The 18,001-nt window shown below is 37.9% G+C and carries 22 protein-coding genes; 7 read left to right on the top strand and 15 right to left on the bottom strand.

Translation table 11 applies throughout. The annotated features are described in order from the left end of the window. Positions 1 to 37: 37 nt before the first annotated feature. Positions 38 to 364, bottom strand: a complete 327-nt coding sequence (locus ACXAE4_RS10510) for an antibiotic biosynthesis monooxygenase family protein (protein WP_289578123.1) — start codon at positions 362 to 364, stop codon at positions 38 to 40. Positions 365 to 596: 232 nt separating this feature from the next. Here ACXAE4_RS10510 and ACXAE4_RS10505 point away from each other — a divergent pair, with 232 nt between their 5' ends. Both ACXAE4_RS10505 and ACXAE4_RS10500 read left to right on the top strand, forming a co-directional pair. Then, complete coding sequence (locus ACXAE4_RS10505; RefSeq protein WP_289578127.1) at positions 597 to 1,421, top strand: hypothetical protein; 825 nt, start codon at positions 597 to 599, stop codon at positions 1,419 to 1,421. Between the two features lie 291 nt (positions 1,422 to 1,712). Then, on the top strand, positions 1,713 to 2,579 hold the full coding sequence (locus tag ACXAE4_RS10500; protein ID WP_289578129.1) for an alpha/beta fold hydrolase: 867 nt from the start codon (positions 1,713 to 1,715) through the stop codon (positions 2,577 to 2,579). Positions 2,580 to 2,812: 233 nt separating this feature from the next. Here ACXAE4_RS10500 and ACXAE4_RS10495 read toward each other — a convergent pair whose 3' ends face one another. The 9 genes from ACXAE4_RS10495 to ACXAE4_RS10455 form a co-directional block, all read right to left on the bottom strand. Then, complete coding sequence (locus ACXAE4_RS10495) at positions 2,813 to 4,276, bottom strand: sensor histidine kinase (RefSeq protein ID WP_289578130.1); 1,464 nt, start codon at positions 4,274 to 4,276, stop codon at positions 2,813 to 2,815. Then, complete coding sequence (locus ACXAE4_RS10490; protein ID WP_028414661.1) at positions 4,264 to 4,941, bottom strand: response regulator transcription factor; 678 nt, start codon at positions 4,939 to 4,941, stop codon at positions 4,264 to 4,266. Before ACXAE4_RS10490 ends, ACXAE4_RS10495 begins: the two co-directional genes overlap by 13 nt. Before the next feature lie 7 nt (positions 4,942 to 4,948). Further along, on the bottom strand, positions 4,949 to 5,722 hold the full coding sequence (locus tag ACXAE4_RS10485) for an ABC transporter permease (RefSeq protein WP_475235980.1): 774 nt from the start codon (positions 5,720 to 5,722) through the stop codon (positions 4,949 to 4,951). A 13-nt stretch (positions 5,723 to 5,735) separates the two neighbouring features. Then, on the bottom strand, positions 5,736 to 6,563 hold the full coding sequence (locus ACXAE4_RS10480) for an ABC transporter permease (RefSeq protein ID WP_098113666.1): 828 nt from the start codon (positions 6,561 to 6,563) through the stop codon (positions 5,736 to 5,738). Further along, complete coding sequence (locus ACXAE4_RS10475; RefSeq protein WP_028414664.1) at positions 6,560 to 7,285, bottom strand: ABC transporter ATP-binding protein; 726 nt, start codon at positions 7,283 to 7,285, stop codon at positions 6,560 to 6,562. The genes ACXAE4_RS10480 and ACXAE4_RS10475 overlap by 4 nt, the downstream gene beginning before the upstream one ends. A 63-nt stretch (positions 7,286 to 7,348) precedes the next feature. After that, on the bottom strand, positions 7,349 to 7,612 hold the full coding sequence (locus tag ACXAE4_RS10470) for a YesK family protein (protein ID WP_098113665.1): 264 nt from the start codon (positions 7,610 to 7,612) through the stop codon (positions 7,349 to 7,351). A gap of 53 nt (positions 7,613 to 7,665) precedes the next feature. Beyond that, the gene (locus tag ACXAE4_RS10465) at positions 7,666 to 7,977 is read right to left on the bottom strand and encodes a hypothetical protein (protein ID WP_289578135.1); all 312 of its coding nucleotides are present in this window, start codon (positions 7,975 to 7,977) and stop codon (positions 7,666 to 7,668) included. A gap of 408 nt (positions 7,978 to 8,385) precedes the next feature. Then, positions 8,386 to 9,852, bottom strand: coding sequence for a SulP family inorganic anion transporter (locus ACXAE4_RS10460; protein ID WP_289578137.1), 1,467 nt, complete (start codon positions 9,850 to 9,852; stop codon positions 8,386 to 8,388). 208 nt (positions 9,853 to 10,060) lie between these two features. Continuing rightward, entirely contained in the window at positions 10,061 to 10,264 is a 204-nt protein-coding gene (locus ACXAE4_RS10455; RefSeq protein ID WP_028414668.1) for a helix-turn-helix domain-containing protein, read from the bottom strand. A gap of 232 nt (positions 10,265 to 10,496) precedes the next feature. Here ACXAE4_RS10455 and ACXAE4_RS10450 point away from each other — a divergent pair, with 232 nt between their 5' ends. Continuing rightward, positions 10,497 to 11,039 carry a recombinase family protein gene (locus tag ACXAE4_RS10450; protein WP_475235976.1) on the top strand — a complete coding sequence of 181 codons (543 nt, stop codon included), beginning with the start codon at positions 10,497 to 10,499 and terminating at the stop codon, positions 11,037 to 11,039. A gap of 62 nt (positions 11,040 to 11,101) precedes the next feature. On the opposite strand, the gene ACXAE4_RS10445 is transcribed toward ACXAE4_RS10450, so the two are convergent. The 3 genes from ACXAE4_RS10445 to ACXAE4_RS10435 all read right to left on the bottom strand — a co-directional run bounded on the left by ACXAE4_RS10445 (position 11,102) and on the right by ACXAE4_RS10435 (position 13,111). Further along, a complete protein-coding gene (locus tag ACXAE4_RS10445) occupies positions 11,102 to 11,713 on the bottom strand; it encodes a DUF421 domain-containing protein (RefSeq protein ID WP_028414670.1) in 612 nt (203 codons plus the stop codon). A gap of 175 nt (positions 11,714 to 11,888) precedes the next feature. Further along, on the bottom strand, positions 11,889 to 12,272 hold the full coding sequence (locus tag ACXAE4_RS10440; RefSeq protein ID WP_028414671.1) for a DUF302 domain-containing protein: 384 nt from the start codon (positions 12,270 to 12,272) through the stop codon (positions 11,889 to 11,891). Positions 12,273 to 12,397: 125 nt separating this feature from the next. Then, on the bottom strand, positions 12,398 to 13,111 hold the full coding sequence (locus ACXAE4_RS10435; RefSeq protein WP_098113661.1) for a DUF4396 domain-containing protein: 714 nt from the start codon (positions 13,109 to 13,111) through the stop codon (positions 12,398 to 12,400). 183 nt (positions 13,112 to 13,294) lie between these two features. Here ACXAE4_RS10435 and ACXAE4_RS10430 point away from each other — a divergent pair, with 183 nt between their 5' ends. Further along, the gene (locus tag ACXAE4_RS10430) at positions 13,295 to 13,624 is read left to right on the top strand and encodes a four-helix bundle copper-binding protein (protein ID WP_098113660.1); all 330 of its coding nucleotides are present in this window, start codon (positions 13,295 to 13,297) and stop codon (positions 13,622 to 13,624) included. Between the two features lie 47 nt (positions 13,625 to 13,671). On the opposite strand, the gene ACXAE4_RS10425 is transcribed toward ACXAE4_RS10430, so the two are convergent. Continuing rightward, positions 13,672 to 14,550, bottom strand: coding sequence for a LysR family transcriptional regulator (locus ACXAE4_RS10425; RefSeq protein WP_289578139.1), 879 nt, complete (start codon positions 14,548 to 14,550; stop codon positions 13,672 to 13,674). 117 nt (positions 14,551 to 14,667) lie between these two features. On the opposite strand from ACXAE4_RS10425, the gene ACXAE4_RS10420 reads away from it, so the two are divergent. After that, the gene (locus ACXAE4_RS10420; protein ID WP_028414675.1) at positions 14,668 to 15,411 is read left to right on the top strand and encodes an SDR family NAD(P)-dependent oxidoreductase; all 744 of its coding nucleotides are present in this window, start codon (positions 14,668 to 14,670) and stop codon (positions 15,409 to 15,411) included. 74 nt (positions 15,412 to 15,485) lie between these two features. Here ACXAE4_RS10420 and ACXAE4_RS10415 read toward each other — a convergent pair whose 3' ends face one another. After that, entirely contained in the window at positions 15,486 to 16,217 is a 732-nt protein-coding gene (locus ACXAE4_RS10415; protein WP_028414676.1) for a nucleotidyltransferase domain-containing protein, read from the bottom strand. 222 nt (positions 16,218 to 16,439) lie between these two features. Here ACXAE4_RS10415 and ACXAE4_RS10410 point away from each other — a divergent pair, with 222 nt between their 5' ends. Continuing rightward, positions 16,440 to 16,700 (top strand): HPr family phosphocarrier protein, encoded by a 261-nt coding sequence (locus tag ACXAE4_RS10410; RefSeq protein WP_028414677.1) that lies wholly within the window; start codon positions 16,440 to 16,442, stop codon positions 16,698 to 16,700. Between the two features lie 197 nt (positions 16,701 to 16,897). After that, positions 16,898 to 17,959, top strand: a complete 1,062-nt coding sequence (locus ACXAE4_RS10405; protein ID WP_028414678.1) for an NAD(P)-dependent alcohol dehydrogenase — start codon at positions 16,898 to 16,900, stop codon at positions 17,957 to 17,959. Positions 17,960 to 18,001: the final 42 nt, after the last annotated feature.

Genomic DNA, 18,001 nt, shown 5'->3' with positions numbered 1-18,001 from the left:
CTTCTCCCCTTTTTTAAAACAATCAATCATATACGTCCTACATCTCAAAAAAACTATGTCTTTCCACTTTACACACTCTAAGCGAAAACGTTTGGTACCATTCTTTTTTTCCTTTGTGCTGCGCTGCGCGGTGAGCTGAATGTTCTTTCCACATTTTGATTGATTCTAAGGAATCCCAGTATGAAACGGTAATGCCTAAATCTTGATCTCTGGCACTTTCTATTCCTAAAAAGCCTTTTTGTTTAGATGCAAGCTCCACCATTTTATCTGCCATTAGTCCATAACCCTTCTCACCTTCCGTTCTTTCAGAAGCAAAAATAACGGCATAATAAGGCGGTTCGGGGGTTTTAGCAATTCCACTCATATTGATTTCCTCCTTTAGACGTCATATTAATAGTAAAAAAGTATAAATGCATAATTAATTTTTCTATTACCTTTATCTTCTTTTAGTACTATTTTTATAAATTCCATTATAATACTTTTTTAAGTTTACCTATACAAAATGTAACATTTAATAGTATATAAAGATAAATATTCCATTTATATGATATAGTCTTTATAAGTAAGTAATAAACAAACAGAAATGGAGTTTCAACATGAGGAACATAAGCAAGATAACAACAGGTACCCTTACAATCGCTTTGGCGCTTGGATTAATGGGGTGCAGTCACGCACGTTCAAACAATGAAAGCATAGATGAAAGCGAAGCAAGAAAAGAGCTGGCCATAGAGCTGAAATTTCTCCAAAACGAGTCCGAACGCTTAATCAATAAAGACGGAAAGGTAGAAGATAAAACGTTTCAAAGCTATAAAAACGATTTTAACCTGCTGTCTGCGTCTATTAATAGTACGTCAAAAGTAGAAACACAAAGTGATAGCGAGCTAAAAAAAAGCATAGCCCACTTAGCAAAAGACGTAGATACTTTAACAGAAAAAGAGTATGTAACATCCTATAAAAAATTCAATTCAAGCAAGACGATCTATGAAGTTACGCTCATGAACAATATGCATGACGTTATAGATGCAACAAAAACTTCGGAAGAAAGCAGTAACGTGTTAGACTCATTTGATGATAAACACTTTCATTCTTCCGAAGCACAAATAAAAAAAGATATGGGGCCTGCGATTAGTCATATCAACACCGCATCTAAATATAAAATAGAGCTCATGCAAGACGAAATCCAAAAGCATCGCGACAGTTATACAAAGCTCCAGCTCGAACAATTAAAAAAAGCCACTCATAATTTTGATTTGTCTCTTAACGATCAAATTAAATCGATTCAATCCTATAAACCTATAAGTGGAGATTATAATATAAGCAGAAACTTTCGCTATAATTCCTATGATAAATATACAAATGCCTGTGTGTACATTACTGACTTTGAATCTAATTTAGGAATTGCCAAGGCCGGTGATTTTTAAAAAAAGGCTCTCTATAAAGTACTTTTAGAGAGCCTTTTTGCTGTATTCATTACAAACGCGATTTCTTTATTTCTAGCGTTCTATAAATATTTTCTTCTCATGAGCCAGATAAAGCATCGCGTACATCCTAGTTATATCAAGGTTATATTTCACAAATAATAACCAAAATAAGGGTTTTAAGAGAGCTTTATAGCTCATTTACCGCGTCAGGAAACCTTATTGTTTGATACATCAACTAATAAAGAGTAAAGTTTTTCTATAATAAAGGTTAAAAGCGAAAGGATGAGTAAGATGTTTAAAGACGGTTATGTAAAAGTAAATGATGTAAATCTTCATTATGTAACAAAAGGTGAAGGCGAGCTTATGCTGTTTCTACACGGATTCCCTTACTTTTGGTATACATGGCACCATCAGTTAGAAGAGTTTTCGAAAGATTATCGCGTGGTAGCTGTAGATATGCGAGGCTATAACTTATCAGATAAGCCAGAAGAAATTTCTTCTTACAGCATGCCCATTCTAATGGAAGATGTAAAGCAACTAATTGAAGCATTTGGTGAAAAAGAGTGTGTGCTAGTGGCGCATGATTGGGGCGGCGCTGTAGCATGGGCATTTGCTTATACATATCCGCAGTATGTCAAAAAGTTAGTGATGTTTGATGCACCGCACCCTTACACATTTATAAGAGAGCTTGCTGAAAATCCTGCTCAACGAGAAGCAAGCAGCTATATGAGCTTTTTCCAACAGCCAAACTCTCAGGATGAGCTACTCGCGAATCATAGTGAAAAATTAAGAAACATGCTGACGGAGCCTGGCATCAAAAAAGGCTATTTAACAAAAGAAGAAGAAGCTAAATACGTAGAGGCGTGGAACCAGCCGAATGCAATGAAATCCATGCTTAACTACTACCGTGCGTCTTCCCTTTATCCGTTTGAAGAGCGCGTTCATAAACCTGTAGCACTGCCGCATAAAGTATTCGAATCTCCAACTTTAATTGTATGGGGAAATGCGGACGAAGCGTTTGAAAATAGTAATTTAGATGGAATTGAAGAGTACGTTCCAAACGTAACGATTCACCGCTTAGATGGTGTAGGACATGCTCCTCAACATGAGCAGCCAGAAAAGGTGAATGAATTTATGAGAGAGTTTTTAAGCAAATAAACGAGAGAAAGACTGCAGAATACGGTATACCGCCGTTTTGCAGTCTTTTTTTAAATGCTAAAAGCTAATTTCATCTATTTTTTACATGATTGGTTTATTTTTCAACGTTTTAACAAGTGCATACCGGGTATAAATTTTACTGTACAGATGCAGTCCCCCAAAGGAACATGTACATTTCTTTCTTACTTACCCTTTTTGGAACTCTCTTTTTTGAGGGTTCTTTTTTTACGCATTTACTCTTTCCTTATCGGAAGAACAATCTTAAATAATGCCCCTCCCGTCTCTTTATTATCGACCGTGATGCTTCCTCCGTGGTTTTTCACAATGGAATGAGCAATATAAAGACCTAACCCTAAGTTTCCGTGGCCGCTTGTTCTTGACGCATCTTCTCTGTAAAACTTTTTAAACACCTGCTCTTTGTTCGATAACGCAAAGCCGGGACCCGTATCATGTATTTCAAAAATCACTTCGCCGTGATGAATGACGGTATTCCACCCTATTTCCCCTCGTTCAGGCGTGTAGCGAATACAGTTTGTAATAATATTATCTAATACTTGAGAAATGCGCTGAGGATCTCCGTAAAATTGACTTGATGCTTCTGTTTCACTAACCGAAGGTAAAAAGGCAATCTCTTTTTTTTGACATAAAAGCTGAAACTCGTCTGTTTTCTCATGAACAAATGAGATTATATCGATTGGCTCTCTCTTTACGGTAAAGCCCGGATTTTCGATCACAGATACTTCTTGCAGCTGATTTAATAGCTGAATCGAACGCTGTGTATTTGTGTAGATCGTATGTAAATATCTATCGAGCCTCTCTGGATCTCTTTTGCTTCCTTCTACTAAAATTTCCGTATGGCCATGAATAATCGTAAGAGGCGTTCGTAAATCATGCGCAATCGCGGCCGTCATATCTTTGCGGTCTTCTTCTAGCTGCCACTGTTTAGCTAACGATTGCTTTAATTCTTTTCGCATTTCTTCAAAGGCATGAAGCAGCTGACTTAATTCTTTGGCGTCTTGAGTCAGGGACAGCGAAAAATCCAAATTATTATGCTGAATGTTTTTGGCTGCGGTCATCAGCTCGTTAAAAGGCCGTTCAATTTTTTTACTAAATCGTCTTCCAAACAAATAAGCAAACAAGTAAAAATAAAGAAACGGACTAGCTAGCGATACAAATGTAACAAGCGCAACAATCCATTTAATATTTGGATTAGCAGAGGCCATATTTAATTGATACCGTAGCGCAATCGCCCCGTTTACTTCTTCTTTTGAATTAAAAAGCGGATAAACTTTTATAATATATTTACCTGAGCGGATATTGGTATTGACCTGAGAGTAAAGATCACGTTTATTTTTTATGTATGAAGTGGACATGGATCCATACACGATTTGCCCTTTTTTATTTATAATTTGATAATCCATTCCTTCTAGCGGAATAACCGATTCTACTTGGTTTTTAGCATCTTTAGAAAGAAGCGCATCTTCTTTTTCTTTGACGAACTGAAGAATATCAGGAATTTGTTTTTCATAGTAATTTGCTGGATTCAGTGCTCCAGGCATAAGAAACCAGTTTACTGCAATCACAATTCCCCACGTTAAAAGCGTCGCAAGCAGGCTGTACAGTAAGATTAAATGAAACGATAACACAAACTGCGCTTTTAATGTTGCTCGGTTCATCCATTTTTTTATTTTACCCATTTGTAGCCAATTCCCCAAACGGTTGAGATGTAAGGCGTTTCGTCATATTTTAATAGTTTTGCTCTAATTTTTTTCACGTGTTCTGTAATCGTAGACGAATCTCCTTCCGCGTCGTAGCCCCACACTTTTTCATACAGCTGCTCACGTGTAAAAACCTGACCTGGATGAAGAGCAAGGAAATGAATCATCTCAAATTCTCTTGAAGTAAACGGAATCACTTCATTGTTATGTAGAATTTGATAGCCGTTTAAATCAATGGTTAACTCTCCAAAGTGAAGCCTGTTGTAAGAGTTACTGCTAATTCTTTGTTCTCGGCGCAGATGAGCATAAATGCGGGCTTTTAGTTCTTTCATGCTAAAAGGCTTAACTAAGTAATCATCTCCACCGACTAATAGTCCTTTTACTCGGTCCTGCTCCGTTTGTTTGGCACTTAGAAAGATAATGGGGCATGATATGCTTTTTCGGATCATTTCACAAAGCGCAAAGCCGTCCATGCCTGGCATCATCACATCCAGCACAATTAAGTCTGGATTTATTTTTAACTTTGTTAACGCTTCTTGCCCTTCGTAAGCAAACACCACCTCATATCCTTCATCTTGCAGCGCATCTTTCATAAAGGAAATAATGTCTTTTTCGTCGTCCACTAGTAAAATTGTTTGGTTCATCTCCAGCTCACCCTACCCATTCTTTCTTTTTCCACACGAATAGGTTTATTATAAGGCTAATGAACAAAATTGGAAATAATAGGTTTACTAAAAATTCAGAGTTTGGCTTGCTTAATTCATGAAAAACAGAATCGGTTACGGAGAAAAAGAAGCTTAGTTTATCTGACACATACACGCTTCCAATTAAAGCACCAATGGTTGCGACGTAAGATAAAATGGAATTAGGCATAAGCACACTCAGGATACTCCCGATGCTAATTACCGCTATAAAGATACAAAAACAAATGCCGTAAAATTTGAGCGAATATAGTAACGCTCCAATAGTTCCTAGAGTCTGTCCTCCTAAAAACGTTGTTTCATTTACATGAGGCATAACCATTCTTCCAAGACATGTCCCCACTACCCACGTAATACAAAGAATAATAAAAACTAGTGAACATTGAACGGTCCACTTTACAAAAAACAGCTTCACGCGATGGTGCGGTCGAATTAGTACCATGCGCAGCGCTCCCGACGTATACTCGCCGTTAAAACTATCTGCCACAAACATAGGAATAACAATAAACGTAATCACAAACGATAGGTCTCGAAGAAGCAGTGGTGCTGAATTTAAAGAATCAATTTTTACGTCATGAGCCGCATCAAAAAATGAAATGCCTCCCCTTTGAAAGAAAAAGAACCAACTAAAAGCAAGTAATCCTATGTACACACCTAGTACCACTGCTGTCTTTTTCCGTTTAAACGTTCGCTCTAATTCACTGACAAAAAGTCCTGTCATCATGTCTTCTCTCCTTTTATAGAAACGATTCTTTTTTTCGAATAGCTACATACGTTAAACCGCCAAAAAATAAAATATAAAAACCTAAAACGCCGACATTCCACCCTACAAACTGCGGGTTTTCTGCCATCATGACTGTAATGCCCTGCCATTGAATCATCGGTACGGAAGTAAAGAAAAGCTGTCCAAAGAGCTCTTCACTCATCCACTGCCTAAACCCTCTTAATAAAGTAGGATACGAAAATGATATTAGTATAAAAGCAACCCCAATTCCAACAGCCGTAGTAGTCGTTTTGCTGATAACAGAGATAAAAAACAGCACACAGCATATTGCAATCGTCGTTAAATAGGCATATCCATAGAATGCAAGATTATATACTAGCGCTTCTTTTATGTTAAAAGTATGACTGTGATAAAATACAAAGTAGCTTTGCGGGTGTTCAAACATTAGAAAGCCTATCGCATAGCTCACACAGAAATACGTGATAAAAAACAGTAAATTAAACAGCAGAAGCGCTATGGCTTTTGCGAGGATGATTTCTTTAAACGAATACGATCGCATCATGACCATTCGCAGCTGTCCTGACCGGTACTCTTCAGTAACCACGAGCGTAATAAAAACTAAGAACATGGCATTAAAAACTGTAAATAACATTTCGGCTAAGCTCAGCACAGGAAAGTTTCCCGCAAACGTATACTGTGGTAAATCGACTGTGAGTGCTCCATTTTGTTTTTGGAGATAAGAAGAAGCAACTAACAGCACCACCGGCACTAACAAAAAGGTCAGCCAGGCCACTTTTCGTTTCCAAAGTCTTTCCCACTCCGCTACTAACAGCTCCTTCATTGCGACACCAGCTCTACAAACGCATCTTCAAGATTTTTACCGGATGCTAACTGATCTAAAGCGCCGTCCCACATTAGCTCTCCTTCTCTCATCACCACAATTTGATCACATACTCGCTGTAATTCATCCAGTAAATGACTAGAGATTAAAATCGTTTTGTTATAGTCACGTTTTAAGGTAAAAAGCAGCTCGCGCAGTTCACGTACGCCCATTGGATCTAAGCCGTTGGCTGGCTCATCTAGTATTAATAAGTCCGGGTCGCCTAGGAGCGCTTGAGCAATACCGAGTCTTTGCTTCATCCCAAGAGAATACGTTCGAACTTTATCATTTTCTCTGCCGGTTAATCCCACAATATCAAGCACTTCTTTTACTCTTTGCTGCCTTTCTTGCTTTGTTGAAAATGGATGCAGTCGAGCTAAGTTTGCCAGGTTTTCTTTTCCCGTCATATAAGGAAAAAAGATGGGTGACTCTACAATCGCACCAACGCTTTGCAGTGCTTCTTTTCTTTGTGAAACAATAGGTTTATTAGTAATAAAAACTTCTCCCCCAGTTGGTTTAATCAACCCCGTCAATAAACGAATTAACGTTGTTTTACCAGCTCCGTTTGGCCCTAGCAGTCCGCATATTTCCCCTTCCCCAATTTGAAACGATACTTCTTTTACTAAGTGACGACGTCTCACTTTTTTCGAAACGCTCTTTACCTCTAAAATAATATTTTTCATCTTAAATCCCCCCTACACGTAGTATAGGAGGGATTTATAAAGAATTTATAAAGTTTATAAAAATTATCCTACAGGTTTTTTGGCAATGATAAATGCAACAGTCGCAAACACAAGTAAACATACGCATAAAAACAAATAGCCAGCGCCTTCAAACCCTCTTACTTCTACATAGCCAATATAAAAAAACACAGCGGCAGCCATAACGGTAAGCATTGAAGGAAGCATTCTAATGACCTTGTTCCATTTCATTTTTCTGAACAGCCAAGTTAACATGAGTATAAGTACACCTGGCAGCAGTGCAATCAGTAAAGGACCGCCTATCATCATATCTATCAACCTCTCTAAATCCTTTTCATTCACTTAAAATAGAGATAATCAGCTTACGACTCAGAAATTCCATTTGCAATCGCTAATAAAAACATCAAAGCAGAAAGCAACACAAAAAAGATGCTGTTTGTGATAATGCTAAACCACACGACGCTTGGCTTCTTTGTTCGAACTCCTAAAACTAACGCCACAATAAAGCCAACATCTATCGCAAAAAACAGCCACAGCGGAATAGTCAAATCACCGCTTCTACTTGGAAAAATTGAATTTGATGGGAATATCCGATTCGCAAAAAACACTACAAACGAAGCTGCCAGCAAAATAATTGTTAATACAATTGGCTTATTTTCTTTTGAAACACTCATTTCAAATACCCTCCTAACTAAAGAAAATAATACCATATAGTACTAAATTGAAATATACAAATTACAAACTTCATTCATTGTTCCAATAATCTTGATTTCTCAGATTAAAAAACCATATATTCAATAATATGGTAAAATCATTTATATAAAATCGTTTAAGGAGTCTATATATGAAACTGGATTCGAAAAGAAGAAACATTCAATCGAAATATAGAGAAAAAATAAACGTAAAAAAAGCGGAACGACAACATTCTGCCGAAGCCTTATTTGTTTTTGCCTTCTTTATACTGCTTGGTTTTCTAGTCTTCCAAAACTATATAGACTGGTAAAGAAAACAAGGTGACATATTTAACCGCAAAAGAAAAGGTTCAAATTCTATAGAATTTGAACCTAGGAATTATCACTCTCTTAATGAACTGATGCTCTTGCATTTGGCTTGTTGTAAGTCGCTAATCTTTGAAGTAATTCTTCACTTACATCATTTAAACCTGTCAGCTTCACCTCAGCAGACGTTTGTTCTTTTAGCTTCAGTACAATTTTATCGATAGCCGCTACGGCTGAGTCATCCCAAATATGCGCTTCTGAAAAATCAATCAAAATTTGATCTTGTTTTTCTGTAAACGTAAAAGAATGAACAAAGTCTTCTACGGAGGCAAAGAACAGCTGACCTTTTACTTTATAGACCGTTCGATTTTCCGATTTCTTTGCTGATACGTCTAGCTTTGAAATTTTTGCAGCAAAGAAAACTGCACTTAAAATAACACCCGCAATAACTCCTTTTGATAAATCATGTGTTGCTACAACCGTAATTACCGTCACAAGCATCACAACGGTATCTGTTAAAGGAACTTTCGTTAATGTACGAAGCGAAGACCAGTCGAATGTTCCGATGGATACCATAATCATGACCCCGGCTAGTGCAGCCATTGGGATTTTAACAACCCAGTCCCCTAGCACCAAGATGAGAAACATGAGAAATATCCCCGCTACAAACGTTGATAAACGACCGCGTCCGCCTGATTTTACATTGATAACGGTTTGACCAATCATCGCACAGCCGGCCATGCCGCCAAAGAAACCAACGACGATATTCGCAATTCCTTGCCCTCTGCTTTCTTGGTTTTTATTACTAGACGTATCTGTCATATCGTCCACAATCGATGCCGTCAGCAGCGATTCCGTTAATCCGACAATAGATAATCCTAGCGCTGTTGGAAAAATGATAGACAGTGTTTCCATATTCCAAGGAACGTTAGGAATAGAAAACACCGGCAGTGATTTTGTAATTTCTCCTAAGTCTCCTACTGTACGCAAATTAAATCCTCCAAAAATAGCTACAATTGTCATGACGACAATCGCTACTAATGGCGAAGGCACTGCTTTTGTAAAGCGCGGTAAAACGTAAATAATAACAAGAGTTAACGCAACAAACACATACGTCATCGTTGAGATTCCTACAAAATGCGGAACTTGTGCCATAAAAATTAAAATCGCTAATGCATTCACAAATCCTACCATTACGGACCTCGGAATGAATTTCATAAAGCGAGCAATTCTAAAGATGCCAAACAGAAGTTGAATCACACCTGTTAAAATAGTCGTTGCCCATAAATACTCCATTCCATGCTCTTTTACGAGTGTCACCATCAGCAGGGCCATCGCGCCGGTAGCTGCAGAAATCATCGCAGGACGCCCTCCTACAAAGGCCATCACAACGGCGATACAAAAAGATGCGTGTAAGCCCACCATCGGATCTACTCCGGCAATAATGGAAAAAGCAATAGCTTCAGGGATGAGCGCAAGTGCTACGACAATACCTGAAAGAATATCTCCTTTCACGTTGCCAAACCACTCCACTTTTAATTTATTGAACATGATAACCAAAAACACCTTTCTCTCTATAGTCATAAACGTTTACTGTACGCTTTTCTAGATTTTGGACAATAAAAGTAGTAAAATAGAAAATAAACAGCACCTAAATGGAACGTTTATGGTACTTTTAATATATAAAAAAATGAGTGAAAACAGCCCAACATATCCCATCTTCCTCAAGTATTATATTTACGTACATGAAACACGTTTATTAAAACGATGAAGTCAGCTTCTTTATTTTTTCCTCATTTAATCCAAACGCTTCTTTCACTTTATTTTCTAAGTCCTCTGTAATCCTCCTCTTCCCAACTTCCACTAATGCAATGAGTGAAAAACTGCAGTTTACTCTTTCAGCGAAATTCCGCTGATTCAAATTGTAGCTTTTCCGAATCAATTTGATGGTGTCTTTATCCATATTGTCACCTCGCTTTTTTTATATAAGTGGCTTCCAACTCTCATAGAAGCCGAGACGTTGTTAACAACTAAAACTCTAGCAGACCTAAACCAAAATGTCTATCACTTTTTGTTCCAAAAACGATCTTTTTTGGAACTATACTTCTTTCTATACTGAAAAGAAATGTTATGAGCGGAAGGAATTTGGTACAATAGGTAAATATAAATAAACAATCCATGCAGGAGATGGTGTAGTGATTATTGGTTATACCCGTCCATATAGCGAAGATGAAAACTTGGACAAACAGTTACAGGCGTTGCAGCCTTTTAATTGCGATAAAATTTATCATGAAAAAACAAATTCCATAAAAAAAAGAGTAGAATTCGATGAGATGGTAGCTTCATTTCAGCCAGGCGATACAGTCGTTGTGTATAAATTTTACTGCATTGCAGACTCTACTCGGCACCTTATTGAATTAATTGAATATCTTTCAGATAATCATGTTCACTTTGTATCGATTTTGGATGACGTTGATACATCCACCGAACAAGGAAAAACCTTTTTCAGTACCATTAAATGTATTGGTGAATTTCAACATGACGTGATCAGTGAACGCACAAAAGCCGGTCTTCAAGAAGCAAAATCAAAAGGAAAAAGCGGCGGCCGGCCAAAAAAACCTGACTATAACGTCCACCGAGCACTTGACATGTACTGGAGTAAAAACTATACGATTGCTCAAATTACAGAAGCTACAGGTATAAGCAAGACGACTTTGTACCGTTACTTAGATAACTAAAGCACATGTAAAAAAGACGTCCTTTTATTCGGTAAAAAGGCCGTCTTTTTTTAGTGACTATATCACTGAAGGTATTTAGGATTCGGTTTAGAATGGTGGTTAATTTCTTCAAATATATTTGAAGAAGGTTTAGACGACACTTTGTTATGTAAATCTTGCGCAGGCACGCTGGTTTGAGAAAAAGATGACATATATAATTCCATCAACTGTTTAAAGTCCCCTACAGTCAAAGGTTTTGCATCTTCTCGAAGTTCGTATCCTAACTGTCCATTTGGTTCGATTGTGGCGATTTTAACATCTTTTATGTTTGATATACCTGCATTTCGTAATCTCATTTCTAATTGATCGGCGGTTAAACGTAATTTTTTAAGCTGCTTAGTATCTAATTGACCGTTATTTATAACGATTTTAGATTTACCTGTCAGAAATTTTTCAAATCCATTAAACTTTAATTGTAAGTACTCTAAAACTAAAATAGCAAGAACAAAAATTGCTGCCCCGCCAATGGCTTTTAGCATACTTTTCTCAACAATAGGTTGTACAATGATGGTACCTAAGGAAATCATAACGACCGTTTGAGCGAGCGTCATTTGAGCAATCGATTTTCTTCCCGCTATTCTCAACAATAAGATTCCCGTTAAAATCAAGATTACAGATTGCCAGATAAAATTCATAATATCATCCTTTTTATTACAGTCTGCTTTTAGATTAGGCATCTGAAAGCAAATTATTCATGTATCAAAAATTTCGTTTCCACTCCTCATACCCTAATAAAGTTAGAAAACAAAAAGATACCTTACGTAAAGGTATCTTTTTGTTTTGTTATTTTCTTTCTCGAAATCACAGGACTTATACAGATTGATCAATGCAGCGTATTAATCTTGTTTCGATGTCTTCTGCTAGTGTTTGGAGCTCTTCATTATGAAGCATATTAATCATAGCCGTAGGCCTAGGCATGCCAATCTTTGTTTCACTTTCATCTTGATATACAACCATTTTACAAGGGAGAAAATATCCTACTAAAAGATTTTGCGAAAGAACACGCTGAGCTTCTTTCGGATTACACACTTCTAATACTGTAAACGGTGTATGAAAGTCCTGCCCTTTTTCCTGTAGCTTTGCAGTTAAATCGAAATTCCACAAAACACCGAACCCTTCGCTTTTTAAGTTTTCTTCTAGAGAACTAATCGCTTCTTCTAGGCTTTTCGAGGTTTTTACCGTGTAATCAAACATCCAATCTCCTCCTGTTAAGTTAGAATGAATTCCTTTCTTCTACGAAACTTGAAGTTCATGTTATTCTGCCCCATCCTTAAAGTTTAAATCTATAGAATATCAACGGCAGCAGCTCCAAATAAAATCTACATCGCATGCTTTACTCCTTTTTTAACAAGTACCCAGTTCGCTGGATAGCTTGTACAAAAGCCAATGATCATGGCGATTTGCATCATAAACCAAAAGACCACGCTGTCTGGTTTGGGTGCCTGTGCAAAAAAGACATAATGTGATAAAGCCATCCAGCCGAACATCCCTATTTCAAACGCAATAAGCGACCACGTATCTGCTTTTACTGCATTTTTCAGCTCATCTTTTGAGCCGTTATCTTTCATACTCATACCATAGTATTGAAAAGCAATTCCCGCTATATAAGCAAGAATAAATTCCACTACGTAATCTGCAAAAAGTACGCTTCCGGCAATCGTCCATCCCGTTAAAAATACGATTGGTGCGCCAATTAAATCTCCGACCGAGCACCCGCTGCTGCAGTGGGTCGTAGATACAAAAACACTTTGCCAAAAAGGCTTCTTACTATGATGGTGTTCATGATGATCTTCATGGCTATGATGCATATGTTCAGAGGAATCATGAGCGTGATCGTGTTTCTTTCGATCTTTACGGCCTAATTTAAAGTAAAACCATATCCCGGCCACAGGAAAATATAGGCCCGTAATAGGCCACACAATATTCATCACAAACATCATCTGCGGATGCCTGATCACGTCGATTGTAATAACTAAAAATTGAATAATTCCGATTGTAATAGCTATATAAGAAAGTATTTCTAGCCAGCTCATGTGCTACACTCCTTTAAGATTTATGTATCAATCACATACCCTCTACCCCTATATCTAAACGTAAAAAAAAGAAACTGCTCATTACTTAATAACTTTTACAATGCTGTTATCTTTTATTAGGTTTAATAAACTAAACGATAGTCTAATGTAATAAAGAGAAGAAAAATAAGGAGGAATTTTACAATGTCTAACGAAAATTATCAAACTGTTATTCAAACGCTGCATGACTGTATGAGTGCCTGCAACCAATGTTTTGATGCTTGTCTAAAGGAAGAAAATGTAGGGATGATGGTGGACTGTATCCGTTTTGACCGAGAATGTGCAGATATGTGCGGATATTTGGAACAAGCTTTAGAAAGAGGAACGCCTTTCGTTGCTGAACTAGCGGGAGTTTGCGCCGAAATTTGCGAAAAATGCGGTAACGAGTGTAAGAAACACGATCATGACCACTGTCAAAAATGTGCAGAGGCTTGCTTGAAATGCGCCGATGAATGTAGAAAATTAGCTGCATAATCTTTGGAATATAAGAAAGCTAGAACCCTTGAAGCGCATTTCAGGCATTAAGGGTTCTTTTTAGTGATAAGGCAAGAGAGAATCTCTAGGCTTTCTAAAAAACGAATAAACTTTTTAAGACTTTGCGAGCGCTGCTTCCCTTTCTTTACTATAAAATCAATTTGAACGTCTTCTGCAAGCTCTTCGTATTCAATTCTTTTCATATCACCACGAGAATTTACTACGCTAGCCGGGACTACACTCATCCCCAGTCCATCGCGGACACCTTGTAAAATCGCTTCTAATGAATCAAATTCCATCATGTTGGCTTTATGTGTATGATGTTCTTTTGAAAACGCTACTAGTCTGTTTCTATAGATGCAGTTTACATCACTATTGATGAGCAGCATTGGTGGGGTTTTTTCTTCTATATCTTCAGACGTAGGTGAGATGAGTACCACCTTTTCTGCGTAGTGATAAACTCTTTCAAACTGAGCCCCGTTATAGGTACCGCTAAGAAAAAGTCCATCAATTTCCCCGTACGAAAGCATTTCTTGCAAGACTTGTTTTCTATCTGTTTTGATTTTAACTTCAATATCCCGATGTTCTTTCAAAAAAGACGAAAATAAAGCTGGAACTTTACTAGCAGAAACCGTCTGCGACGCACCAATGATTAAAGATGTTCTAAACTTATTCGGATTAACTTCTGCTTTAGCTTCCTCCATTAACAGTAAAATACGCTGTGCATAGTTAAACAAAGCTTCCCCTTCATCCGTTAACGTGACTCCTCTATTTGTGCGTGTCAGTAATTTAGTATCTAACTCTTCCTCTAATTTTTTTATGCGCTGACTGATATGCGGTTGAACATATCCTAATACCTCGGCGGCTTTTGATAGTGATTTTGTTTCTGCCACACATTTAAAAATTCGTAAGTCTTGGCTTTCCAATTTCCATTCCTCCGCTGATATCATTTTAAATGATACCTCTCTTAGTATTACCTATTATATCCTTTTTTTTATCGAAGATATAATAAAAGATGTTGAGAGAAAGGAAGGTTAAGAGAAATGAACGATTTTAAAAACAAAGTATTTATTATCACAGGCGGAGGCACTGGTGTAGGCAAAGCAACGGCTTTAAAGCTAGCCGATAAAGGCGCAAAACTTGTGATAAACTACAGCAACTCAGAAAAGGAAGCTAAAAAAGCTGTGGAAGAAATTTTAGAAAAAGGAAGTATGGCTTTTGCTTTTAAAGCGAATGTAGCCAACGAGAATGAAGTGAATGAAATGATTCATCAAACGATTGCACAATTCGGACGGTTAGATGGATTAGTGAATAACGCTAGTATTACTGCTCAAATCCCGATGCATGACTTAGAGTCTGCAACGGATGACGTATGGGACTCTTTATATGATATAAACGTAAAAGGCATGTTTCACTGTGTAAAAGCAGCCGTTCCACATATGAAAAAACAAAAGTCAGGAGCGATTGTTAATGTAGGAAGTGTTGCCGGCACAACTGGAATTGGCTCGTCTATTCCTTATGCAGCAACAAAAGCAGCGATTCACACGATGACGAAGTCGTTAGCGATTGCACTGGCACCCCATATTCGAGTCAACTGCATCTCTCCTGGTGCAGTCGACACAAGGTGGTGGTCTGGCAACGAAGATAAAATGTATCAGCTTGCAGGAAATCTGCCTCTTCAGCGCATTTCTTCTCCTGAAGATATCGCAGATGCTATTCTTTTTCAGTTAAAACAAGAGTCCGTGACGGGCCAAGTGTTTACGATTGATAACGGACAAACTCTTTAAGCATATGAAAATATTCCAAAAAATAAACCCCACTACTAGAAAGAAATAGTAGTGGGGTTATAATAAGCACTATGCTACTGATTGGCTCTCTCTTTCCCCAGTGAAAATCCTTCAAACAGCCGGCCTCCATATGGTTCTAACACTTTATCAACCAGTTGAATCACTTTATCTTTATTCCCTGTTTTATAAAAGGTATCAAATGCCTCTACAAACTCTTTACTAAAGCGTTCATTATAGTGATTCAAAGACCGGACAATCCATTTAGAATCCCCGATCCAATGACCGTTTGTTCTTAACACAAATTCATGCGTTATATAAGCGAGCGTGTTGGCAATAAAAAGTGCTTCACCTGTATTTGAAGAACCGATTAAATCATCCAACGCATCGCTTACAAAATATCTTTTTAGTTCAATCGTCTCTTCCGACCATTTTTCCGGTCCTTTTTCTAGTAATTGTTTCGCTTCTTTTTTTATAGACTGGATTACTCCTTTATCCACTAAAATAATTCCCTCGGAAATCATTCTTGGCAATGAAGGTCTAGCCCTCTTACAGTCGCTTTTAAAAAAGACTTGGTATGAAGTCGGATTATGAGCAAAAACTTCAATGGCCCATCCAAATTCAATGAGTGACTCCCTAAAAGAAGAGGTAAAGCTATCGTCAAAAATAACAAGATCAAGGTCGGACGTATGTGTAGCTTCGCCTCTGACTACGCTTCCGGCAAGTAATGCCCCCTGACAATTAGGATAATGCTTAGAAATAAATTGTGTAGCTGCTTGCAGCGGTTCTAACTTTTTTAGCTCTTTCATCGTATTCCTCCAGAAAATGATATATATTGTTTTTCTGGTTAGAACGTGGAAATTCCTTTAACAATAAGTTCTTATTTAACCTTTCTGAACATGTCTACTGTATTTACTTTTAGTTACCGTCATTTAAATGACTCTTTTATCCAAATTCCCCCTTGCCTTAAAGTTAACTTTAACGTTTAAGCTAGTTTTATAGTTTTTAAAATACAAAAAAGGGGAAACACTATGCTAATTAAAAGAATAACGGTGCAACTTTCCGGTGGACTTCTAGCTAGACATACAGCTTTGTTTGTACGCGAAGCGTGTTCGTTTCAAAGTGATATTTTTCTTGCGAAAGATGGAAAATGTGTAAGTGGAAAAAGCATCATGAAGGTAATGGCTTTGGCTGTTAAGAAAGGAGATGAAATAACACTGCTGACAAATGGAGTTGATGAACAAGCTGCCGCTCGCACCCTTGAAGAATTTCTTTTAACTAAACATAGATAGAAAGCTGCCATGCTATTCCTTCCTTTCCTTTTTTCATAAAGTCATAGAACGAAATTTTTTTCAAAAAACTCTTGCTTTAAAGTCGACTTTAACGTTTAAGCTAGTATTGTAGTTTTTAAATACATCAAGCGTAGTCAGTGAATGCACGTTTAGTAGCAACTGGTTATGTTTAATACGAAAGGATTGTGTTTTTACTTATGTGTAATAATCATCAACATACAACAACATCACGTGTTTTAAGTGCACCGCACGCAAAGGCAAAATTTGAAAATACGACAATTGAACGCAGAGAACTGCGAGCAGACGACGTTTTAATTGATATTAAGTTTAGCGGTATCTGTCACTCTGATATTCATAGTGCATTTGATGAGTGGGGCGGCGGGATGTTCCCGATGGTTCCTGGTCACGAAATCGCAGGAGTGGTTGAAGCGGTTGGCGAAAACGTAACAAAATACAAGGTTGGCGATCGCGTAGGCGTTGGATGTTTCGTTGACTCTTGCGGAGAGTGCGAGTACTGTGTGAACGGTGACGAGCAATACTGTACAAAAGGCGTTGTTCAAACGTACAATTCATTGGATTACGACGGAAACCGTACATACGGCGGCTACAGCCAAAAAATCGTCGTAAAAGAAGGATTCGTTGTTCGTATTCCTGATAACTTAAGTATGGATGCAGCAAGTCCGCTTCTATGCGCAGGGATTACAACATTTTCTCCATTAAAGCACTGGAATGCTGGCCCTGGCAAAAAAGTGGCGATCGTGGGAATGGGCGGCCTTGGACATGTAGCGATTCAATTTGCACATGCAATGGGTGCTGAAGTGACGGTATTGAGCCGTTCTAACAATAAAAAAGAAGAAGCACTAAGCTTTGGTGCAGATCATTATTTTGCAACAAGTGATGAAGCGACATTTACTGAATTAGCGGGTCGCTTTGACCTTATCTTAAACACGGTATCGGCTAACTTAAACGTAGATCAATACTTATCATTACTTCGCGTAGATGGAACGCTTGTTAACGTGGGCGCACCTGCTAACCCAGATCAATACAGCGTATTCTCCCTTATCATGGGACGTCGCAGCATTGCGGGTTCACTTGTAGGCGGCATTCGTGAAACACAAGAAATGCTTGATTTTGCGGCTGAACACGGCGTTGCTCCTATGATCGAAGTTATCGATGCAAATCAAGTAGACGAAGCGTATGAGCGCGTTCTTCGCAGCGACGTTCGCTATCGATTTGTTATTGACATTTCTACACTGTAAGTTTAGAAAAAAGCGGGCAGCTAATTGGATTAGCTGCCCGCT

This window comes from Priestia sp. ABM2_011, from assembly GCF_056158845.1.
This window is presented reverse-complemented; position numbering and strand designations above follow the sequence as displayed.